This is a genomic window from Pseudomonas sivasensis (assembly GCF_013778505.1).
GTDB classification, from domain to species: Bacteria; Pseudomonadota; Gammaproteobacteria; order Pseudomonadales; family Pseudomonadaceae; genus Aquipseudomonas; species Aquipseudomonas sivasensis.
On record NZ_JAAOWU010000024.1, the window covers coordinates 1 to 22,382 of the forward strand.

Consider the following 22,382-nt stretch of genomic DNA (forward strand, 5'->3'; position numbering starts at 1 on the left):
CCCCCGACAGGTGATCCAGCGAGGCGAATTTGCGCGCCACATGGTAGGGCTCGTTGTAGGTGGTGGTCGCCGTGGCAATCAGGCCGATATGCTCCGTCACCGCACTCAACGCCGAGAGCAGGGTCAGCGGCTCGAAATGATCCGATCGCGCCATATGGCTGGCGATCTCGCCCGTGGGCGCGGCAATGCTGTCGGCTACGAACAGTGCATCGAACCTGGCCGCTTCGGCCACCCGCGCCAAGTGTTTGTACTGGGCGAAATCCAGCCCGGCATTTGCCGGTACGTCCGGATGGCGCCACGCGGCCACATGGTGCCCGGTGGCCATGAGAAAGGCGCCGAGTTTCAGCTGACGGCTCATGTTAGAAATCCTTGCGCAGTTGCACGCCGAAGTAACGTTCATCGTCACGAGGTACGGCGCGGTAGATGTAGTTGCCGCCACTGGCCAGCAATGGCGAGTAGGACTTGTCGGCGAGGTTTTTGGCCAGCAGCGCCACGCGCCAGCCATCGCTGTAGTCCGCCAGGGCCACGCTGGCGTTCCAGATGCCGTAGGCGCCTTGTTTGGTGTCGAGGTTTTGGCTGATGTCGTACTGCACTTCGCTCTGCCAGCTGTAGTCGGTGCCCAGTTCGATATCCAGGCCGTTATCGAGTGGGATGGTGTAGTCGGCGCGTACGTAACTCTTCCAGTCCGGGCTGTAGGGCAGCGGCTTGCCGTTGACGTTGCAGGTGGCCGCCGCGCCCGCCGGGCAGGCGAATTCGTCGATGCGTGCACGGGTGTAGGCCAGGGCGCCGGAGAGCTTGAGTTGCTGGGTGGCCTGCAAGGCGTAATCGAGTTCGACGCCTTCGGTGCTGACGCTGCCGGCGTTGATCAGGCGGGTCACCACTTGGCCGGCGACCGAGTCGAAAAAGTTGGCCTGGTAGTTGTCGTAGTCGCTGTGGAATACCGCCAGGTTGGTGGTCAGTCGGTTGTTCCAGGCTGTGGCCTTGATCCCGGCTTCCCAGGTGTTGGAGGTTTCCGGCTTGAGCGCATCGGTATCGCGCGGCTGCATGTTGAAGAACACGTTGTAGGCCGGGCCTTTGTAGCCGCGCGAGTAGGTCAGGTAGCTGGTGATGTTATCGGTCAGGTCGTACTGCACGCCGAGGCGCCCGGACCAGCCGTCTTCGTCCACTGAGCCCGAGCTGGACGTGGCCGGTTGAATCCCGCTGACGGTGGTGGCCGAGGTGGATACGCGGCGGTGATCGTATTTCAAGTCGTCATGGGTGTAGCGCAGGCCGGCGATCCCGCGAAAGCGCGAGGTGAAGTTGAGCGTGGTCTCGCCGAACACCGCGTAGCTGTCGCTGGTGGTGCTGTAGTCGGCGACGCCACGGTCGGTGCGCGTGGTGGTGGTGAGCGTGCGCTGGTAAGTCTCTTCGTCCTTGCCATGCATGTAGAACAGGCCGCCGACGTACTCCAGGAATTCACCCTTGGGCGAGGCCAGGCGCAACTCTTGAGAGTACTGGTCGAAGGCCAGCTCACCCTTGTCGGCAGTGCCGGGAAACGCGGCGGTCACGCTGCCGAGGCGGTCGCCATCCTGGTATTGGGTGTTGTCCCAGCCGCGCCAGGCGGTGATTGAGGTCAGGGTGTAGTCGCCCAGGTTCCAGTCCAACTGGGCGGACAAACCTTTGTTGGTGTCCTCGACATGGCTGCGCGTATCGGTGTTGATGTCGCGGTTGTCGCTGGAGGCCCGCACCGGGCTCAAGGCGTTGCTGAATGCCGGGTTCAATGACTTACTGACCACACCATTCGGCGCATCGTCGTGAGACTGCATGTAGTCGGCGATCAGCGTCAGCGTCACGTCGTCGTTGGGGGTGAATTCCAACTTGCCGCGAATGCCTTTGTGGTTGTAACCGTTGACCTCCTGACCGTTGTGCTGGTTGTCGACGTTGCCGTCATAGCTGCCAAACAGCGTGCTGACCGAGCCTTTGAGCACGTCCGGCACCAGGCTGCCGCCGATGCCGAAACGGGTGCGACTTTCATTGCCGCTGTAGTACGACTGGTCGATGTAGCCGTGGGTCTCGGCGGTGGGGGCCTTGCTGGTGATGTTGAGCACACCGGCCGAGGCGTTCTTGCCGAACAGCGTGCCTTGGGGGCCGCGCAGCACTTCGATGCGTTCCAGGTCCAGCAGGTCGAGGGTGGCCTGGCCGGGGCGCGCATAGACCACGCCGTCGATCACCGTGGCCACGGTCGGCTCCACGCCGGGGGAGGTGGAGATGGTACCCACGCCGCGTACGAATAATGAGGTGTCCTTGTTCGATGCGCCGGTACGGAAGTTCAGCGACGGCACCTGTTGCGCGATGCTCGCCACGCCGTTGCGGTTGTCGCGCTCCAGTTGCTCGCCATCGAGTACCGAGACCGCCACCGGGACTTTCTGCAGGGATTCTTCGCGGCGGGTGGCGGTGACGGTCACCGCTTCGAGGGTGGCTTGCGGCTCGTCGGCGGCAATGGCGGCGCCTGCCGGAAGTGCGGTCAAACCGGCGAGGAATAACAAGTGAGTGTGTTTGTGCATGTTGTGCCCGCTCAAAAAAATGCCCTGGTCCGCTGCGGTTCTACGACCGTCAGCGCCTGTGAAGCTGTCTTGGGCATTCGCTTGAGCGAGTAGCAGACAGCGCGCTTTGTTAGCGCTAACATCGGCATTATTGTTAGCTCTGCTTTAGAGCGTCAAATACTTAAAAATTAGTCTCATATTCTTTTTGGTTGTTAACAGGATTCTCCCGTGAGCGAAGAAAAACCGCGCAAACGCCGTGGCGCCGGGCGTGTCACCTTGAATACCGTGGCGCGCCAGGCTGGCGTGTCGGCTATTACGGTGTCGCGTTATTTCAACCAGCCGGAACAGGTGTCCCCAGAACGCCGCGAACGCATTGCCCAAGTAGTCGCCGAGCTGGGTTACGTGCCCAACCTGGTGGCCGGCGGATTGGCGTCGGCGCGTGGGCGGATCGTGGCGATGGTGATCCCGAACATTTCCGGACCGATTTTTGCCAATACCATTCAGGGGTTCAGCGATACCCTCAGTCGCCATGGCTACCAACTGTTACTGGCGTCGAGTTACTTCAGCGCCGAGCAGGAAGAAAGCGCGGTGCGGGCGTTTCTGGGTTGGTCGCCAGCGGCGCTGGTGCTGACCAGTCGCTTCCACAGTGCGGCGACTGAAAAGATGATTGCCGACGCGGATATTCCGGTGGTGGAAACCTGGGACTACGTGCCCGAGCGCGCACCGGTGCAGATCGGCTTTTCCCACTACCAGGTCGGCGTCAGCGCCGCGCGTTACCTGCATGGCAAGGGCTATCGGCGCATGGCCTTCGTGCAGAACAGCGTGGCGGGTGACTTCAGCGCCCATGAGCGTGGGGAAGGATTTGCGGCAACCCTGGTCGAACTGGGCGTGCAGCCCCAGGTGTTCATCCCGGACGCCGGCCGCGCACCGTTCGAGGCGGGCAAGCAGGCCATGGAGGCGCTGATGAGCCACGCCACCCCACCGGAGGCGATCTTCTTCGCCAATGACAACCTGGCCGCCGGTGGCCTGCTGGCCGGGCAGCGTTCCGGATTGAAGTGCGCGGTGCTCGGGTTCGGTGATTACCCGTTTGCGGAAATGCTGCTGCCGAGCCTGAGCACCATCAAACCGCCGGCGCTTGAGATTGGTGTGCTGGCGGCGACGCGGGTCCTGGAAAGCCTGGGGGTCTTACCGGTTGCGGATGACGTCCAGCGGCTGAATTTCTTGCAATGTCAGTTGATCGCGCGTGAGAGTGCCTGACACAACCGGGCGCTACTCACGCGGGCTCGTATGCTTATGTGCCGGTCCGACGAGCTGCCTTCGGGTAGGCCTTGTTTGCCCAGGCGATATCGCCTGGGCTGAGCATCAAGTTTCTTGAGTGGAAGGTATTACTCGTCGTCAACGCGGGGTTGATCGCGTAGTGCATGGCTGAGTCTTCGTCATACGGCAGAAAATCATAGACAGCGCTGCGCGGCAGGGGCAGCAAGTTGGCTTGCTGGTAGTGATGGGGTATATGCCGGTCAAGTTTGGCCAGGTCCCACGGGATATTCGCGTCAGGATGCTGATGGGCATGCCGGGCGCCGAGCATGTGGCCGAATTCGTGCAACACGGTGTGGGCGAATGAAGTCGACGAGTAGTCTATCGGCAGGTTCATGGTCGGCATTCCGGGGGAGACTTTTTGTGCATCGGTACCGACCATTGAGACCCCGGAACCTTGATGAATCGGCACCCCCGAGATGCGAACATCGCCTTCTTCCCCGCTGACGAATTCGAACTTAAGGTTGATATGGGGCAGCCACTCGCTGGCGGCCTGCTTGACCGCCTGCACATAAGGGTCGTCCATCTCGTAGTCATACATGGCGATTTTGAGGGTGCTGTGCTGCGGCCAGTATTTATCGGGCTCACCCACATCGCGGCGACTTCGGGAGAGGCGTTCGGTCGGTTGAATGCTGTCGCCGTCCTCGGCGGGCGAGGGGGGTGACGCGGGCAGCGGAGGCGTGAATAGTCTTGAAGCGATCATGGCGTCTTACTCGGGTTATCTGGGACAAGTCCGAGCATTGATTGGCACGGATCGCCCAGAGCGTTCCATTGCAGCCCCGGCGCTCGCCCGAGGTTTATTTGCGGCGCGGTGGCATTTTGGATACGGTGCAAGCCTCTTCCTCCAGGACTTTTCCATGACCGAGTCGCCGCCGAAAACCCGCCGCGCACCCAAAGGTGAAAAACGCCGCGAAGAGCTGCTGGATGCGGCCTTGCAAGTGTTTTCCCTGGAAGGCTACAGCGGTGCCTCGATGGCGCAGGTGGCGGGGATCGTAGGGATTTCCGTGGCCGGGTTGCTGCACCATTTTCCGAGCAAGATCTCGCTGTTGATGGGCGTGTTGCAGCGGCGTGATGAGGTCAATCAGCGGATTGCCGATGAAGTGCGTGCGGAGAAAACCCTCAATGGTTTGCTCGGCAGCCTGCGCGCAATCAATCGTTCAAATGCCACGGCGCCTGGCGTGGTGCGCGCGTTTACCATCTTGAATGCCGAAAGTCTGTTGGATACCCAGCCGGCCTGGGCGTGGTTCCAGGCGCGCTACGCGGCGATTCACCAACGCATGCAAGGACAGTTTGCCGACCTGGTGGCGGCGGGGGAGGTGCGCGGCGACGTCGACATCGCCGGGCTGGTGGAGGAGATCCTGGCCATGATGGATGGCCTGCAGATCCAGTGGTTGCGGTTTCCCGAGCAGGTGGATCTGGTGGCGCGCTTCGACGCCTACATTGCGCGGGTTGAAGCGGCCATTCGAACCTGAGTCAAACACAGTCAAAAATGTGGGAGGGGGCTTGCCCATCCCACATTAGACCGAGTCGGGATCAGTTACCGGAAGCACTGCCCTGGCTGCTGTCATCGCTCATGTCATAGCCATCACCTTCACTGGTGCCGCTGTCGCCTTCATTCTGATGCAGCACACCGCCAGTCTTCACCTGTGGCAGCTCACGCAACGTCGAATTGAGCGCTGAACGCGGCAACGGGTTGCTGGTGGTCGTCGACAGTTCCTGGCGGAACGGGTTGACCAGCTTGGCGTTCAGGCGAATGTCCTGAGACGACGCGCCCACCGACAAGTTGAAGCTGTCGGCGTCCACCACCCATTGCTTGCTCTTGACGTCGTAGTAGGCCAGCGAGCGATCGTTAAGCTCGATGGTCACGCGCTTGCTCTCGCCCGGCTTCAAGAACACTTTCTTGTAGCCCTTGAGTTCCTTGAGCGCCCGCTCGACTTTCGGGTTGTTCTGGCCCACGTACAGCTCGGCGACTTCGGCGCCCGCCACCTTGCCGGTGTTGGCCAGGTCAAACGACACCTTGATCGGCGCCCCTGCAACTGCAACCCCTGGCGTCACGCTGATGTTGCTGTAGCCGAAGGTGGTGTACGACAAGCCATAGCCGAACGGGTAGAGCGGCTTGATGCCTTTTTTCTCGTAACCGCGATAGCCCAGGAACAGGTCGTCCTTGTAGCTCATCTCAGCCAGGGTTTCCTGGTTGTCGAACTTGGGGAAGGTCGCGTAGATCGGGTTGTCTTCGATGTTGCGCTCGATGCTGATTGGCAACTTGGCCGACGGGTTGACCTTGCCCAGCAGGATCTCCGCCAATGCCTGGCCGCCGTTCTGCCCAGGGTAGAACGCATGCAATGCGGCCGGTACCTGGTCGATCCAGTCGCTCATTTTCAACCCGGTACCGCCGTGCAGGGTGACGACAGTATTGGGGTTGACCTTGGCGATGCTCTGGATCAGTTGGCCCTGGAACTCCGGCAGGTCGAAGCTGTGGTCAAAGCCTTCACCTTCGTATTCATTGCTGTTGCCCGCAGCCACCAGCACGGCGTCGTACTTGGCCAGGTCCTGTGGCGCCACCAGCGAGGCCCAGCTCATCTGCACGCCCACCAAACCGCCCATGGTCGAGAGGTAGCCGTTGCGGCGCGAGTATTCCAGCTTGATGTCGACGGCTTTGCCAGCCTCCAGATTGACCTTGGCGAATACCGGAATGGTCGGTGGGATGCTGTTGTTGGGCAGCGGCTTGCCGTCGCCGTTATCCAGCACTTTCTTACCGTTGACGTAGAGACGCACGGCACCGTCGGCGCGAATCTTGAACACCTGTTCGCCGCTGACGGTCGGGGTGATCTGGCCGCTGTAGCGAATCGAAGTGGCCGCCGTATCGCCGTTCACCGGCAGGCTGTCGGTGGACCAGTCCAGGTCGACATGGCGATCGGTGCGGCTGGCCGCCGGGTCGCCGGACCAGTTGGTGTTGTTGAAGAACTCGGTCTTCACGCCTTTGACGCTGTTGCCGTCGCTGTCCGTGTGAGTCCAGTTGGAGGCCGTCGGGTCCAGGGACAGGCCGTCGATAAACTCGACCTTGGCACCCGGCGCCAATTGCTGCAGGCCGCTCAGCTCGCTGATGTAGTTGGCCGCCATCACATTCGCGCTGCCGAAACCGGTGGGCGGGGCGTATTTGGCCAGGTTGCCGACCACCGCGATGGTCTTGACCTTCTTGGCATCCAGAGGCAGCAGGTTGTTCTGGTTTTTCAGCAACACGATGCCTTCGCGCGCCGCGTTCAGGGCCACGCGGTTGCTGGTGGCGCTGTTCATGTTGTGGCTGGTCAACGGCGCTTTGCTGTCGAACTTGTACAGGTAGATCTGCTTGAGGATGCGCCGCACCTTGTCATCGATGGTCGCGCTGCTCAGCTCGCCGCTGTCCAGAAACGGCTTGAGCACCGTGCTGTTCATCTGGTAGCCCATCATGTCCAGGTCGGTGCCGGCCTGCGCTGCCGGCAAGCCGTTGACCACCGCGTTGTAGTCACTCTGCACGAAGCCTGGATAGCCCCATTCGGTCTTCAGGATGTCGCGCATCAGGTGTTTGTTCTGGCAGGCGAACTCGCCGTTCACTTTCTGGAACGCACACATCATCATCGCCACCTTGCTGTTCTTCGAGGCGGACTCGAAGGGCGGCAGGGTCATCTCGCGCAGCACACGCTCGCTGATGATTTCGTCGAGGTGGAAGCGATTGCTTTCCTGGTCGTTGGCCGCGAAATGCTTGGCGTTGGCCCAAACGCCACGGGACTGGATACCGTTGATCACTGCCGGCCCCAGGCTGGCGCCGAGGAACGGGTCTTCACCGGACAGATACTCGAACGCACGGCCACTGTAGGGCATGCGGTACAGGTTCACGCCGGGGCCGGTGACGAACTGATAACCGCCGCTGGCGGTGTCGTAGCCCAGTGCACGACCCAGGTCGATGGCACGGCGCGGGTTCCAACTGGCGGCCAGGTTCGGTCCGGAAGGGTAGACCACGCCCTGGGCGTTGCCTTCACTGGTGTAGCGCACACCGACGCCGCCGTCGGCACCGTGGATCTGTGGGATGCCGTATTGGGTCAGCGGCTTGACGTCCCAGCCACCGGTGCCGCCGATGTAGGCGAGTTTTTCTTCCATGGTCATCTTCGCCAGGGTTTTGTCCGCGGCCTTTTCTGCACGGTTCACCCGGCCTTCGTCCAAGGCAGGGCTGGTGGCCGCGTGCACCTGGGACACGGCCAGCGCCAGCAGGGCAAACGCCGACTGCGCACCGATCATCTTGCGTTTATTCATGGGGTTTCTCCGACAACTGTTTAGTAAAAATAGGGTGACGCTCGTCACTTTTTCGTGGGCAATAGTTCGCCTTGATCGCAATGTTTAACCGATGGCTAATTGCAATTACTTGGCGGGTTTTGCAGATTCTGTAAGTTTAATAATTGTGTTAATTATTGTTGTGGATGATGTCTTGGCGATATCACGAGATGGCATTTTGAACCGCGAAAACGTGATAATTAAGGCAATTATTGCGGTTATAAGTCAAACGAAAGCTAATTTTTGCGTGAAATAAGAAATATTTCATTACGATTTTGAACTAAGACTAAACCTACCAGTCGATTGGTTTAAGAAAATAGATGGTGGCATGGCGAACTAGTGGCGTTGCTCGGTAGTTCTAAAAGGCCATGTTTTATACACGCTGTCATACACAACGCTTTGCTGTAGGGTCTTGAACCGATTCAAGGCGCCACGTGAGCGTTTCGCAGTTTTTTATCTGGAGAATGTTTATGAAAAAGTCCCTGCTGGGTGCCGGTTTTGTGCTGGGCGTTGCATTGAGCGGCGCGGCCATTGCGGCTGAAGCCACCGACGCGGATGCCAAGTCCGGCGCCGCCGATTCCACCGTGTTGACCCAGTCCCACGATGCCAAGGCTGCCAAGAAGCAGAAGGCAGAAACCACCAAGGGTGGCCGACCGTTGAATGGCAGCCAGGCCGCGCCGAAGACCTCGAACTAACGGCGAAACGCGGCCCCCTGCGGGAGGGGAAAGCCCACTCCCACAGGGGTTCCCAGTAGCCCTTTAGAACATCGCCCCTCAGATAGCTACTCATGCCAAGTCCCTCAACGCCCATCAACGCCTGCCAGATGCACATCCCGCACACCGAACAGGTCTGCGCGTGGCTGATGCAGCACGCCGGCTTGAAAACCGTTGACCTGGAGCGCGCCCGGCGCCTGTCCCAGGAGTCTGACGACACCGAACTACTCAGCCTGCTCACCCGCCTCGGACTGGTCTCCGAAGTGGAGTTGGCCCGCGCCTGGGCAGACCTGCTTGGCGCACCGCTGTTGCTGGCGGACGCAGCGCCGCCGTTGCTCGACCCGTTGCCGGCCCTGACCGAGCGTTTTATGCGCCATCACCAAGTGGTGCCCGTGGGCTGGAGCCAGGGCGGGTTGCGGGTGCTGGCGGCCAACCCGGCGTTGGTTTATCCGTTCCAGGCCATGGCTTATGCGTGCGGTGTGCCGGTGTGGCTGGCGGTGGGCCCGCGCAATGAAGTCGATACCCTGATCGAGCGCTACTACGGCCAGGGCCGCTCGGCGATGGGTACCCTGATCGAAAACCTCGACGAACAGGGCGGCGCGCTCGAAGACATCGAACACCTCAAGGACATGGCCTCCGAAGCGCCGGTGATTCGCCTGGTCAACCTGATCCTGCAGCGCGCGGTTGAACATCGCGCCTCGGACATCCATATCGAACCCTTCGAAAATCAGCTCAAGGTGCGCTACCGCATCGACGGCGTGCTGCACGAGGCGGAGGCGCCGCCGTCCAGTTCATCGGCGGCGGTGATTTCGCGGGTAAAGATCATGGCGCGCCTGGACATCGCCGAACGCCGCCTGCCCCAGGACGGGCGCATCATGCTGCGCATCCAGGGCAAGGAACTGGACTTGCGTGTGTCCACCGTGCCCACCAGTTTTGGCGAGTCGGTGGTCATGCGTTTGCTCGACCGCCAGACCGTGCAGTTCGATTTTCAGAGCCTGGGCTTCGATGGCCAGCGCCTGGAAACCTTCCTCGAAGTGCTCGAACGCCCCCACGGAATCCTGCTGGTCACCGGTCCGACTGGCTCGGGCAAGACCACCACGCTGTACACCGCGCTGTCGCGGCTCAATACCGCCGAGCGCAAGATCATCACCGTGGAAGATCCGGTGGAGTACCAGCTCGAAGGCATCAACCAGATCCAGGTAAAACCGGCCATCGGCCTCGACTTTGCCGGCGCACTGCGCTCCATCGTGCGTCAGGATCCGGACGTGATCATGATCGGCGAGATCCGCGACCTGGAAACCTGCCGCATCGCCATCCAGTCCTCGTTGACCGGCCATTTGGTGCTGTCGACCCTGCACACCAACAGTGCGGCGGCGAGTATCACGCGCTTGCTGGACATGGGCGTTGAGAGCTATCTGATCGCCTCGACCGTCAACGGCATCCTCGCCCAACGCCTGGTGCGCCGTCTTGATCCGGCTACTCGAGAAGCCTTCGAAGCACCGGCCGAATTGATCGCCGAACATGGCCTGGATCGTTTTACCGAGCAGCGCCCGATCATGCTCTATCGCCCTCGCGCCGACGCGCCCGGCGGCGGCTACCACGGCCGCAGTGCAATCACTGAATTGTTGGTGATGAACGATGAACTGCGCAGCCTGCTGATGCGTCAGGCCGACGCCGCCACCCTGGAACAGGCTGCCCGTCGCGGCGGCCTGCGCACCTTGCATGAAGAAGGCCTGCGCCAAGCCGTAGCCGGGGTGACGTCCCTGGAAGAAGTGCTGCGCGTTACCCGAGGGGAGGGCACGTGAGCCTGTTCAAATACCGCGCCCTCGACAGCCAGGGCACGCCGCAAAATGGCACCCTGGAAGCCAAGGACCAGGATGCCGCCGTCGCCGCGCTGCACAAGCGCGGTTTGTTGTTATTGCACATTGATGTGGCCGGCGCTCAAGGGCTGCGCAACGCCCTTGGGCGCGGCCAGTTGAACGGCGCGGCGTTGGTCAGTTTTACCCAGCAACTGGCCACGCTTTTGGGCGCCGGACAGCCGTTGGAACGCTCCCTGGGCATCCTGCTCAAACAGCCCGGCCAGCCCCAGACCCGCGCGTTGATCGAGCGCATTCGTGAGCGCGTCAAAGCCGGTCAGCCTTTGTCCAAAGCCTTGGAAGAGGAGGGCAGCCAGTTCTCGCCGCTGTACCTGAGCATGGTGCGTGCTGGCGAGGCGGGCGGTGCCCTGGAAAACACCCTGCGTCAGCTCAGCGACTATCTGGAGCGCAGCCAACTGTTGAGGGGCGAGGTGATCAATGCGTTGATCTATCCGGCGTTTCTGGTGGTCGGCGTACTGGGTTCACTGGCGCTGTTGCTGGCCTATGTGGTGCCGCAGTTCGTGCCGATCTTCAAAGACTTGGGCGTGCCGATTCCGTTGATCACTGAGGTGATCCTGAATCTCGGCCAATTCCTGGGTGCCTACGGCTTGGCGGTGTTGGCCGGGTTGATCGTGACGATCTGGACCCTGGTCGCTCGCCTGCGCGACCCGCGGCGCCGCGAAAAATACGATCGCCGCGTGTTGGGCATTCGCCTCATCGGCCCACTGTTGCAACGGGTCGAAGCCGCCCGACTGGCGCGCACCCTGGGCACCTTGCTGAGCAATGGCGTGGCCCTGCTGCAAGCCCTGGTCATCGCCCGGCAGGTCTGCACCAACCGCGCCCTGCAAGCGCAAGTCGCCCAGGCCGCCGAGTCGGTCAAGGGCGGCGGCACCCTGGCGAGTGCCTTTGGCTCGCAGCCGCTGCTGCCGGACCTGGCCTTGCAAATGATTGAAGTCGGCGAACAGGCCGGCGAACTGGACAGCATGCTGCTCAAGGTCGCCGACGTGTTCGACGTTGAAGCCAAACGCGGCATCGACCGCCTGCTCGCTGCGCTGGTGCCGTCCCTGACCGTGGTCATGGCGGTGCTGGTGGCGGTGATCATGCTGGCGATCATGCTGCCGCTGATGAGCCTGACCAGCAATATATGAACCCTCAAGGACCCACCTCCATGCGCTCAAAACCTGCACGCCGCCAAAGCGGTTTCACCCTGTTGGAAATGCTCGCCGTGATCGTACTGCTGGGCATCGTCGCGACCATCGTGGTGCGCCAGGTCGGCGGTAACGTCGATAAGGGCAAATACGGCGCGGGCAAGGCGCAACTGGCCAGCCTTTCGATGAAAATCGAAAGCTACGGGCTGGATGTCGGCTCACCGCCCAAGACCTTGCAGCAACTGGTCGAAAAACCGGGTAACAGCGCCGGTTGGGCCGGGCCGTACGCCAAGCCGTCGGACCTCAAAGACCCGTTTGGCCATGCCTTTGGCTATCGCTTTCCTGGCGAGCACGGCGCGTTTGACCTGATCTTCTACGGCCAGGACGGCCAACCCGGCGGCGAAGGCTACAGCGCCGACCTGGGCAACTGGGAATAACCCACGACCATGCCCAACGCCCAACGCGGCTTTACCCTGCTGGAGATGCTGGTGGTGATCGTCTTGATCAGCATCGCGGCCGGGTTGGTCGGTTTTGGCCTGCAACAAGGCCTGCGTGCGGCGAAAGAGCGCCAGGCGGTCGGGCAGATCGTCGAGGCGCTGCGCAGCACGCGCGCCCGGGCGATTGTCGGTGGCACCACTGAAAGCACCGTCTTCGATTTGCGCGACTTGAGTTTCCAGGCGCCCGGTCGCCCGAAAAAACACTGGCCCGCCGAGCTACAGGTAACGCTGCACACCGCCGAGCAAGCGGGCTCGGCGGTGGATTTCTATCCTGATGGCAGCTCCACCGGCGGCAACGTGCTGCTGGTCAACGGCAGCCGACGTTGGCGCATCGACATTGGCTGGCTGACCGGCAGCGTCCAGTCCAAGGCCCTGCCATGAAGGACCAGCGCGGTTTTACCCTGTTGGAAATGCTCGCCGCGCTGACGCTGATGGCGATCTGTAGCACGGTGCTGCTGGTCGCCTTCGGCCAGAGCGCGCGCTCGTTGTTGCAGGTAGCCCATAGCGACCGCCTTACCCATGCCGCCTTGAGCGTAATGGATCAGGAGGGTACCGGGCCTCTGGCGAGCGGCACGCGCCAGGGCGAACTGGACGGCATCGCCTGGCAACTGCGCATCGCCCAACAGCCCAGCCGCATCGGCCAGGCGCATTTGTTTCGCCTGGACCTGAGTGTCAGCGAAGGCCCGCGCCAGGCGAGCTTCAGCACCTTGAAACTGCGCGCCGCCGGGGCTGGATTGTGAAGCGGCGCCAGCAGGGCTTTACCCTGCTCGAAATCATGATCGTGCTCAGCCTGCTGGGGGTGCTGCTGACCCTGGTCGGCGGCGCGTTGCTCGGTGCCAATCGCGCGGTACTCAAGGCCCAGCGCTACACGGTCAGCCTGGATGAAATGCGTGCTGCCCAGCAATTTTTGCGCACCGCCATCAGCGAGGCGTTACCGCTGGATGTGACCGAGGACGACAGCCAGGTCGATGGTTTTTTCGCGGGCGGACCGCAGCGCATGCAGTTTGTGGCGACCTTGCCCGGTGTACTCGGTGGCGGCATTCAGCGTTTCACCCTGCAACTGACTGGCCCTGAGGCGCAGCGTGATTTGCAGGTGGCGTTCGCGCGGTTTGAGTCCCTGGCGCAGGTCAGCGTGCCTGCGTCACGCAGCGAGCCACAGGTGTTGCTCAAGGGCGTCGAGGACCTGCAATTCAGCTATCGCGGCTTGTCGCCCAAGGGCCAGGCCACCGGCTGGATCAGTGAGTGGCCGTGGACCAAACGCCTGCCCTACGCGGTGCGGATTGTCGCCCGCGTCGACGGCCCGGTGCCGTGGGTGACCCAGGTGGTTGCATTGCGCCTGAACCTGTCCGGCGGGGCGCCCGAATGATCAAGCACCAACGGGGTGTGGCCCTGCTGCTGGTGCTCTGGGTGCTGGCCTTGCTCAGTTTGTTGCTGGGCGGGCTGGCCGGTTGGGTACAGCTGGAAACGCGCCAGGCCGCGTGGCATCGCCAGCACACCCAGGCCGTGCTGGCGGCGGAGGCGGGTGTGGCGCTGGCGATGCAAGCCGTGGCCGACCCGTTACAGCGCAAACAGTGGATTGCCGACGGGCGTGAAATCCCGCTGGTGTTCGACGACGCCCAACTGCACGTGAGCCTGCGCAGCGAGCGCGGCAAGTTGTACCTCAACAGCGCCGAAGTGGGGGATTTTGCCCGCTTGGCCCTGGCCTGCGGCGCCACACAGGCCCAGTCCAAGCAGTTGGCCAGGGACTTGGAAGTACGCCGCAACCAGGGCCTTGCACCGTTTCGGGTGGTGGAAGAAGTGCGACAACTGCCGGGCATGACCCAGGCCTTGTACAGCGCGCTGGTGCCGGAAATCAGCCTGTGGAGCGGCCTGGATCGGCCCGATCCGGCGTTCGCGAGCCCGTTGATGCGCCGTGCCTTGAACCTGCCGCACCAAAGTGCGGTGGGTGCCGACCCCGGTGATGTGCTGGTGGTCAGCAGCCGCGCCCAACGCCCCGGCGGTTACCACGCCGAGCTGCAAGCCACGGTGTTATTGAGCCCCGCGCAAGGCAGCGCACAACCTTATCGAGTACTACGTTGGCAAGAATGAATGAACACTTAACCGCGCGGCTGCACCTGCTGACGCAGCCGCTCGCCCGGCGCTGGCACGGCAGCCTGCTGCAACAAGGCTGGCGCCTGTGGCTCAAGGAGCTGCGTGGCTGCCTGCCGGGGTGGTTGTTGCCCCATGACATTCCCGAGCACGTCTACCCGTGGCCGATCACTGTGCCTGTGGTAAAGCTCACCGGCGAGGCGCGCCAGGTGTTGTTGCTGGCACCGGACGCCGTGTTGGTGCAGAGCCTGCAATTGCCTGTGGCCGCCGCACGCAACCTGTCCACGGTCGTCGGTTACGAACTGGACCGCTTCACTCCGTTCGACGCCGCCCAGCTGTACTTTGTCGCGCGTCAGGAACGCCGCACGGCCGCCCATCTACAGGTGACGCTGGTGGCGATCCTGCGCGAGCGTCTGGACCAGATCCTCGATGACTGCGCGGCACTCGGCTTGCAACCCCACGCCGTAGACGTATACGACCGCGCGGGCGTGCCCATGGGCATCGACCTGCTGCCGGCGCCGTTGCGTCCGCGTCAGCGCCCGGCGGGCAAGGGCTTGCAGCGCAGTCTGCCGTGGCTGTGCGGCGCCTTACTGATTGCCGCCATGGTGCTGTGGCTCAACGACCGCCAGCGCGTGCTCGACGCCATGCAACAGAGCGTGCGTGCGCAAAAGGCCCAGGTCGCCGAGGTCCAGGCCCTGCGCCAGCAACTGCTCAACACCCGGGGCGCCGCGCAGTACTTGATCCGCCGCAAGGCCGCGCAGCCGCCCTTGGCCGCACTGCTCAATGAACTGACCGCCTGCCTGCCGCCCGACACCTGGATCGACCAGTTGGAAGTCAACGACGGTGCCGACGTGTCCTTCTCCGGGCAAAGCGCCAAGGCCAGTGCCCTGATCACCCGCATCAAGAACTGCCGCAGCCTGGAAAACGCTCAGTTCGAAGGGGTCATCCAACCCGATGCGCAAACCGGCAAGGATCAGTTTTCCTTGCGCGCCCACCTGCACCAGGAGGCCGCCGATGCGCCGACCACTGACACCCCGTGAACGCCGTGGCGCGGCCTTGATCGTCCTCGCGTTGGTGCTCGGCGGCGCGTATTGGCTGTTGATCGACAGCTGGTTCGCCGGACCGTTGCGCACCCTGGGCGAACAGGCCGAGCAGCTGCGCGAACAGCAGCAACGCTACGCCGGCGTGCTGCGCCAGGGCGACAGCTTGCGCCAGCAACTGGAAGAAGCGCGCCAGGACCCGGCCAGCAGCACCAGCCTGTTACCCGGCGATGACCCCAGCGCGGTGGCCGCCGATTTGATGCAGCGCATCGCCGACCTGATCAATAGCCGCGCCGGTCTCGGTGGCGGCTGCAGCCTGACCCAGCGCATGCCCATCACCCCGGAGCAGGACGATGCCGAGCCCTATCGCCAGGTCAAAGTCAGCCTGACCCTCAACTGCGCCATCGAGCCCTTAACCGCGATCCTCCATGAACTGGAGTACCAGCGACCGTTTTTGTTTGTCGATGAAATGAGTATCCGCCGCGCCCCGGATGCACCCGCCAGTGGCGGCGCCGGCAAATTGGTGGTGCACCTGTTGGTGCGTGGCTACCTGCAACCGGCTGCCGCCGCGCAGGTGCGCCGATGATCAGCACCTTGCGTCCCCTGGAGTGGGGCTTGATCGGCGTGGCCGGCCTATTGGGGCTGCTGATGGCCGGCATCCTCAGCAGCATCGGCGATGCGCCGCAGTGGTTGCCGCCGCCCGCGCCCGACACACGCGCCAATGCTGCGGCCAAGGTGCTGGTGGCCCCGAGCGCAACCCTGGACAGCCTGGCCGGCACCTGGCAGGCACCGTTGTTCAGCCCCGACCGCAGCCCCGACCGCGCGGTGGGCCAAGGCACTGTCTCCAGCCTGTCGAGCCTCACGCTGACCGGCATCGTCCTCGACGGTGACCTGCGCGTGGCGCTGCTCAAGCGCGCCGACGGCCCCCCGTTGAAAGTCCACCAGGACCAGACCCTGCCCAATGGCTGGCGCCTGGAGCACCTGACCCCCCGCGACGCCCGTTTCGTACTCGACGGCCGCAGCCAAACCCTGAGCCTGCGGGCCCTGCGTTTGCCGCCGCCGTCCAGCACACCGCCGATTACCCTTCCTCGCGAGTCCACCCCTTGATCGATACCTTCCCTGGCGCCTTGCGCACCACCGCATTTTGCCTGGCCACCGCCGTCGCCCTCGGTGGCTGCGGGACATTCCCCGACCACCTCGACCCGGACGAGGCCCTGCTGCACGAAGCAATGCAGGGCACCGGCTCGCAACGTCCGCCCGTGGACCCGGCCAGCGAACAGGCGCCGGTCGACAGCGGCCAGCCCCAGACAAAAACGCCGCCCCAGCGCCAACTGATTCGCGGCAACCAACAGTTTGTGCGGCAACCGGTTGCGGCACCGTCTGCGAAGGAGGAGGGCGGCGGCGACATCGTGTTCAACTTTGCCGACCAGCCGATTGAAGCGGTGATCAACAGCGTGATGGGCGATCTGCTGCACGAGAACTACAGCATCGCTCAGGGCGTGAAGGGCAACGTCAGCTTCTCCACCTCCAAACCGGTGAACAAGCAGCAGGCGTTGTCGATTCTGGAAACCCTGCTGTCCTGGACCGACAACGCGATGATCAAGCAGGGCAGTCGTTATGTGATCCTGCCGGCGAATCAGGCGGTGGCGGGAAAACTGGTCCCCGAAATGCGCGTGTCGCAACCGTCCAGTGGCCTGTCGGCGCGGTTGTTTCCGCTGCGCTATATCTCCGCCACCGAAATGCAGAAACTGCTCAAGCCGTTCGCCCGCGAAAATGCCTTCCTGCTGGTGGACCCGGCGCGCAATGTGCTGAGCCTGGCCGGCACCCCCGAAGAACTGGCCAATTACCAGGACACCATCGACACCTTTGACGTGGACTGGCTCAAGGGCATGTCGGTGGGCGTGTTCGGCCTGCAACGCGCCTCGGTGGCCGAACTGATGCCCGAACTGCAAAAGATGTTCGGCCCCGACAGCGGCATGCCCCTGGCGGGCATGGTGCGCTTTCTGCCTATCGAGCGGACCAACTCGGTGGTGGCGATTTCGTCGCAGCCGCAGTACCTCAGTGAAGTCGGCGACTGGATCCACACCATCGACGAAGGCGGCGGCAACGAGCCGCAGATGTATGTGTATGACGTGCGCAACATGAAGGCCACCGACCTGGCCAAGTACCTGCGGCAGATCTACGGCACAGGCGCGATCAAGGACGATACCCCGGCCAAAGTCGCCCCCGGTTTGCGCACGGCAACATTGTCGTCGCCGGGCACCAACAGCACGTCCGGCAGCACGCCGGGTGGCCTGAGCAACAATCTCAATGGCAACCAACCCGCCGCAGAGGATGAGGAGCAGGAGCCCGAAGTCGAGCAGGACACCGCCGAGCAGGGCGCGACCGAAGACGCCCCGGCCAAAAGCCTCGACGCAGGCACCCGGATCACCGCGCAAAAAAGCAGTAACCAACTGCTGGTCCGCACCCGCCCGGTGCAGTGGAAAGAGATCGAATCGGCGATCAAACGTCTCGACAATCCACCGCTGCAAGTGCAGATCGAGACGCGCATTCTCGAAGTCAAACTCACCGGTGAACTGGACCTTGGCGTGCAGTGGTACCTGGGACGCCTGGCGGGCAATTCCACCAGCACCACTGTGGCCAATGCCTCCGGCAGCCAAGGCGCGTTGGGGGGTGGCGGTGCTGGGCTAGGCGCGGATTCGTTGTTCTACTCTTTCGTCAGCACCAACCTGCAAGTGGCGCTGCATGCATTGGAAACCAACGGTCGCACCCAAGTGCTGTCGGCGCCGTCGCTGGTGGTGATGAATAACCAGCCAGCGCAGATTCAGGTGGGGGACAACATTCCCATCAGCCAGACCACGGTTAACACGGGGACCTCGGATACCACCTTGAGCAGTGTTGAATATGTGCAGACCGGGGTGATCCTCGACGTGGTGCCGCGGATCAATCCGGGTGGATTGGTGTACATGGATATTCAGCAGCAGGTCAGTGATGCGCAGGATCAGGCGTCGACTAACAGCGACACGCCGACTAATCCGCGTATTTCCACGCGGTCGGTGTCCACCCAAGTGGCGGTGCAGAGTGGGCAGACGGTGTTGCTGGGCGGGTTGATCAAGCAGGACAACGCCGAGTCGGTGAGTGCGGTGCCTTACCTTGGAAAGATCCCGGGGTTGCGGTGGTTGTTTGGGAATACGAGCAAGTCCAAGGATCGGACGGAGTTGATTGTGTTGATTACGCCTAGGGTGATTACCAGCAGTAGTCAGGCGCGGCAAGTGACGGATGATTATCGGCAGCAGATGCAGTTGTTGCGGCCGGCTCGGTAGGTCTGGGTATGTGGTTTGATGTGGGGCTTGCTTCGGATCTGCGGTTTGTCGGTGTACATATCCGTTATTCAGGTAATAGCGGCTTGTGGTTCCGCTCTTACATCGGGTCACTTTTGTAAAGGCCGGAATGCCGGCCAGCGTGGTTGACGGGGCGATTCCAGATCAAAAGCAAGGTCGCGGCGGCCTCAGAGCCGACCGCATTCCAAATGTGGGAGGGGCGGTGCGACGATTCGACTTGCTCCCGATTGCAGTGGTTCAGTTACAGCTCTGTTGGCTGACATACCGCCATCGGGAGCAAGCCCCCTCCCACAGTTTGATCTCCGTAGACCAGACAGATACCTAGGCTCGGTGTGCCCGTAATCCGACATTGATTTGGGGGGGGCCCCCCAAATCAACATCGAATTCCGGCCAGCGTGGTTGACGGGGCGATTCCAGATCAAAAGCAAGGCCGCGGCGGCCTTAGAGTCGACCGCATTCCAAATGTGGGAGGGGGCTTGCTCCCGATTGCAGTGGTTCAGTTACAGCTCTGTTGGCTGACATACCGCCATCGGGAGCAAGCCCCCTCCCACAGTTTGATCTCCATAGATCAGACAGATAGGTCCTAGCCTGCTGTTCTGCTTTTGATCTTTATCTTAGGCGCCCCGTCAAACACGCTGGCCGCACACCGAGCTTAGGCGAGGTGCCGAGTGTTGGGGCAAGAGTCCTTGGTTACTTTGGGATGGGCCGGCATTCCGGCTCTTTTCCAAAGTGACCCGCCGTAAGGGCGGAGCCAATAACCCGCTGTTACCCCAACAACGGATATCCCCCAATCCACCTAACCCCTCGCACCCAAAAACATCATTATTATGAATAAAGTAATTAATAAATAATGAAATTAGAGAATATTAGCTTATATCAAAACAGCATTATATTTTCAAAACCCATTCCGTTATGTTTGATCGCAACAGCCTACCCCTGACCTCGGATGGTACCCAGCGTAATCAAGATTCTGCGCGCCATAACCGGGTGATCATCCCCCGCAGCAGAATCGTTGGAAGTGAGTTCAACGTATGTTGCCAATTCAATCCCCGCAGTCGCCCTAACCCCAAATCGCCGCAATAGCCCCATAAAACCGAGCACCGCGCATCGCCGCGTGACTGCCCGACTTCGCGATTTGGAAATACAGGCACGCCTATGAAGCAAACGTCAAAACCCACCGCCATCCTGGCCCTGGCAATTCTGGCCAACACCGCCCATGCCCAGGACGACAGCACCTTGTCCACCGTGGTGGTCACCGGCAACCGTGGTGCTGAGCAGCGCACGGTCACCAGCAGTCCGGTGCCGATCGATGTGGTCAGCGCCAAGCAACTGCAAAGCACCGGCAAGCCGGGTTTGATGGAGGCGTTGAGTGCGGTGATCCCATCGCTGACCCTGCCGGAAAAAACCGGTTGGGACGCCAGCGGCATTGCCCGCGCGCCGAACCTGCGGGGTATGAGCGCCGCCGAAGTGCTGGTGCTGGTCAATGGCAAGCGCCGCCACACCGCCGCCACGCTGAATATCAACGGCATCAACACCGGCGCCGCCCCGGCAGACCTGGACCTGATCCCCATCAGCGCCATCGACCATGTGGAAGTGTTGCGTGACGGCGCCGCAGCCCAGTACGGCTCCGATGCCATCGCCGGGGTCATCAACGTGATCCTCAAGGCCGACACCAGCGGCACTTCGGTGACCAATGCCGGCCTTGGCTATGACGGCAAAAAACAGACCGTGCAACAAAGCCTCAACAAAGGCTTTGAGATCGGCAACGGCGGCATCGTGCAACTGGCACTGGATGCCCGCAGCCAGAACGATGACAACAAGGCCAGCGCCAACGGCTACACCTACGCCCAGGCCTATGAGCAAGCCGGCCGTTCCACTTATGGTGGCTACGGCACGCCGAAGACCAACCTGCTGACCCTGGGCTACAACGCCGAGTTGCCTATCGACGACGATTTCAGCCTGTATTCCTTCACCACCTATTCACGGCGCAAGGCCGAGCAGGGGCAGAATTTCCGCCTGCCGACCATCACCAACACCATCACCACCGGGCCTAACGGTTACCCCGGCGGCTACACGCCGACCTGGTACATCGATGAGGACGATTTCCAGGCTGCATTCGGCGGCAAGGGCACCGTCGGCGAGTGGAACTGGGATTTGTCCACCACCTACGGGCGCAACGAAGCGGAGCAGGGCACTACCCATAACCAGAACCCGTCTTTGGGCGAGGCCACGCCGAACAGCTTCACCTCCGGCACTTGGATCAGCACCGAGCTGACCACCAACCTCGACTTCAAGCGCGGCTTCGATATCGGCCTGCAAAAGCCGCTCGACCTGAGTTACGGCTTCGAGCATCGGCGCGATACCTATGAGGTGCAGGCCGGTGATTACGAGTCTTATGCCAACGGCGGTTACTGCGTAGCCCCAGGCAATTGCGCATCAAGCGGGGCGCAGGTCACCAACGGCATTTCGCCGGATGAAGAAAGCAGCGCCTCGCGCAACAGCCTGGCCAGTTACGTCGATGTGGGCTTCAACCCGGTGCCGGACTGGTACGTGGGCACCGCGTTTCGCTACGAGCATTACAACCAGGGCGTGGGCGCCACCCGCAGCGGCAAGTTGACCACTCGCTACGATTTCACTCCACAGTTCGCCGTGCGCGCCACGGTGAGCAATGGCTTCCGCGCGCCGTCCCTGGCCAACAGCCTGTTCAGTGCGCGTTCCACCACCTATGGCGTGGTGGACGGCGTGTATCAGTCGATCAACTACGGGGTGCTGCCCACCGGTTCGGCGGCTGCCCAAGCCCTGGGCGCCCAGGATTTGAAACCCGAGCGCTCGACCAACTTCAGTCTCGGCTTCACCCTCACGCCCACCGACCGCCTGAGCTTCACCGCCGACGCCTACGTGATCAACCTGCGCGACCGCATCACCTTGACCGGCACCTTGCTGGGCCCGGAAATCACCCAGGTGCTGCAAGGCAACGGCATCACTTCCACCTCCGGCGGCCAGTACTTTATCAACGGGGCCGACACCCGCACCAAAGGCCTCGACCTGGTCGGCAACTACAGCCAGGACCTGGGCCAGTACGGCGCGCTGAAGTGGACCGCAGCGTTCAACTGGAACCAGACCAAAATCCTCAACTACAAGGAGTCCACCACAATCCTCGGCACGTCCTACGACCTGATGGACCGCCAGGCACGCAACCTGATCACCGGCGTACAGCCCAGCACCAAGCTGATCCTGGGCGGTGACTGGAGCATCGATCGCTTCAACCTCAACCTGGCCCTGACCCGCTACGGCTCCTACAAGGAGGTCAATGTGTCCGCCGACCGCAGCCTCGACCGGGTCTACGCGGCCAAATGGATCACCGATCTCGACCTTGGCTACAACCTCACCAAAGACCTCAACGTGGCGATCGGCGCCAAAAACCTGTTCGACGTCTACCCCAAGAAACAAGGCGTGCCCAGCAGCACCATGGTCAGCAGCTACGGCACCTATTCGCCCTACGGATTCACCGGCGGGTACTACTACACCCGCTTGACCTATGCCTTCTAAGGCCGAGGA

General features: G+C 62.2%; 19 protein-coding genes. 15 read left to right on the forward strand and 4 right to left on the reverse strand.

Annotated features, from left to right (window positions below; genetic code table 11):
- A partial coding sequence (locus G9Q84_RS26275; protein ID WP_181644325.1) for an LLM class flavin-dependent oxidoreductase occupies positions 1 to 358 on the reverse strand: 358 nt, incomplete at its 3' end.
- A 1-nt stretch (position 359) separates the two neighbouring features.
- Positions 360 to 2,543 carry a TonB-dependent receptor gene (locus G9Q84_RS26280; RefSeq protein WP_181644326.1) on the reverse strand — a complete coding sequence of 728 codons (2,184 nt, stop codon included), beginning with the start codon at positions 2,541 to 2,543 and terminating at the stop codon, positions 360 to 362.
- Between the two features lie 207 nt (positions 2,544 to 2,750).
- Here G9Q84_RS26280 and G9Q84_RS26285 point away from each other — a divergent pair, with 207 nt between their 5' ends.
- Entirely contained in the window at positions 2,751 to 3,779 is a 1,029-nt protein-coding gene (locus G9Q84_RS26285; protein WP_181644327.1) for a substrate-binding domain-containing protein, read from the forward strand.
- Positions 3,780 to 3,813: 34 nt separating this feature from the next.
- Here G9Q84_RS26285 and G9Q84_RS26290 read toward each other — a convergent pair whose 3' ends face one another.
- Complete coding sequence (locus G9Q84_RS26290; RefSeq protein WP_181644328.1) at positions 3,814 to 4,539, reverse strand: M12 family metallopeptidase; 726 nt, start codon at positions 4,537 to 4,539, stop codon at positions 3,814 to 3,816.
- A 154-nt stretch (positions 4,540 to 4,693) separates the two neighbouring features.
- Here G9Q84_RS26290 and G9Q84_RS26295 point away from each other — a divergent pair, with 154 nt between their 5' ends.
- Positions 4,694 to 5,308 carry a TetR/AcrR family transcriptional regulator gene (locus G9Q84_RS26295; protein ID WP_032887231.1) on the forward strand — a complete coding sequence of 205 codons (615 nt, stop codon included), beginning with the start codon at positions 4,694 to 4,696 and terminating at the stop codon, positions 5,306 to 5,308.
- Between the two features lie 61 nt (positions 5,309 to 5,369).
- Here the strand turns inward: G9Q84_RS26295 and G9Q84_RS26300 are convergent, their stop codons facing one another.
- Positions 5,370 to 8,123 (reverse strand): beta-glucosidase, encoded by a 2,754-nt coding sequence (locus tag G9Q84_RS26300; RefSeq protein WP_032887232.1) that lies wholly within the window; start codon positions 8,121 to 8,123, stop codon positions 5,370 to 5,372.
- A 488-nt stretch (positions 8,124 to 8,611) separates the two neighbouring features.
- Here G9Q84_RS26300 and G9Q84_RS26305 point away from each other — a divergent pair, with 488 nt between their 5' ends.
- The 13 genes from G9Q84_RS26305 (at position 8,612) to G9Q84_RS26365 (ending at position 22,373) form a co-directional block, all read left to right on the forward strand.
- Complete coding sequence (locus G9Q84_RS26305; protein WP_032887233.1) at positions 8,612 to 8,836, forward strand: hypothetical protein; 225 nt, start codon at positions 8,612 to 8,614, stop codon at positions 8,834 to 8,836.
- A 92-nt stretch (positions 8,837 to 8,928) separates the two neighbouring features.
- Positions 8,929 to 10,659, forward strand: coding sequence for a type II secretion system ATPase GspE (gspE, locus tag G9Q84_RS26310; RefSeq protein ID WP_242461487.1), 1,731 nt, complete (start codon positions 8,929 to 8,931; stop codon positions 10,657 to 10,659).
- Complete coding sequence (gspF, locus tag G9Q84_RS26315; protein WP_032887236.1) at positions 10,656 to 11,858, forward strand: type II secretion system inner membrane protein GspF; 1,203 nt, start codon at positions 10,656 to 10,658, stop codon at positions 11,856 to 11,858. The genes gspE and gspF overlap by 4 nt, the downstream gene beginning before the upstream one ends.
- A 20-nt stretch (positions 11,859 to 11,878) precedes the next feature.
- Positions 11,879 to 12,295: a type II secretion system major pseudopilin GspG gene (gspG, locus tag G9Q84_RS26320; protein WP_095185610.1), complete on the forward strand. Its 417-nt coding sequence runs from the start codon at positions 11,879 to 11,881 to the stop codon at positions 12,293 to 12,295.
- A gap of 9 nt (positions 12,296 to 12,304) precedes the next feature.
- The gene (locus G9Q84_RS26325; protein ID WP_032887238.1) at positions 12,305 to 12,736 is read left to right on the forward strand and encodes a prepilin-type N-terminal cleavage/methylation domain-containing protein; all 432 of its coding nucleotides are present in this window, start codon (positions 12,305 to 12,307) and stop codon (positions 12,734 to 12,736) included.
- Positions 12,733 to 13,095, forward strand: coding sequence for a type II secretion system protein (locus G9Q84_RS26330; RefSeq protein ID WP_181644329.1), 363 nt, complete (start codon positions 12,733 to 12,735; stop codon positions 13,093 to 13,095). Before G9Q84_RS26325 ends, G9Q84_RS26330 begins: the two co-directional genes overlap by 4 nt.
- The gene (locus G9Q84_RS26335) at positions 13,092 to 13,721 is read left to right on the forward strand and encodes a prepilin-type N-terminal cleavage/methylation domain-containing protein (RefSeq protein ID WP_181644330.1); all 630 of its coding nucleotides are present in this window, start codon (positions 13,092 to 13,094) and stop codon (positions 13,719 to 13,721) included. Before G9Q84_RS26330 ends, G9Q84_RS26335 begins: the two co-directional genes overlap by 4 nt.
- The gene (locus tag G9Q84_RS26340) at positions 13,718 to 14,443 is read left to right on the forward strand and encodes a general secretion pathway protein GspK (protein WP_181644331.1); all 726 of its coding nucleotides are present in this window, start codon (positions 13,718 to 13,720) and stop codon (positions 14,441 to 14,443) included. The genes G9Q84_RS26335 and G9Q84_RS26340 overlap by 4 nt, the downstream gene beginning before the upstream one ends.
- Positions 14,440 to 15,483, forward strand: a complete 1,044-nt coding sequence (locus G9Q84_RS26345) for a PilN domain-containing protein (RefSeq protein ID WP_095185612.1) — start codon at positions 14,440 to 14,442, stop codon at positions 15,481 to 15,483. The genes G9Q84_RS26340 and G9Q84_RS26345 overlap by 4 nt, the downstream gene beginning before the upstream one ends.
- Positions 15,458 to 16,069: a type II secretion system protein GspM gene (gene gspM / locus G9Q84_RS26350; protein WP_095185613.1), complete on the forward strand. Its 612-nt coding sequence runs from the start codon at positions 15,458 to 15,460 to the stop codon at positions 16,067 to 16,069. The genes G9Q84_RS26345 and gspM overlap by 26 nt, the downstream gene beginning before the upstream one ends.
- Complete coding sequence (locus tag G9Q84_RS26355) at positions 16,066 to 16,590, forward strand: general secretion pathway protein GspN (RefSeq protein WP_099600901.1); 525 nt, start codon at positions 16,066 to 16,068, stop codon at positions 16,588 to 16,590. Before gspM ends, G9Q84_RS26355 begins: the two co-directional genes overlap by 4 nt.
- Entirely contained in the window at positions 16,587 to 18,806 is a 2,220-nt protein-coding gene (gene gspD / locus G9Q84_RS26360) for a type II secretion system secretin GspD (RefSeq protein WP_122756837.1), read from the forward strand. The genes G9Q84_RS26355 and gspD overlap by 4 nt, the downstream gene beginning before the upstream one ends.
- 1,173 nt (positions 18,807 to 19,979) lie before the next feature.
- Positions 19,980 to 22,373, forward strand: a complete 2,394-nt coding sequence (locus G9Q84_RS26365) for a TonB-dependent receptor plug domain-containing protein (RefSeq protein WP_181644332.1) — start codon at positions 19,980 to 19,982, stop codon at positions 22,371 to 22,373.
- Positions 22,374 to 22,382 lie beyond the last annotated feature (9 nt).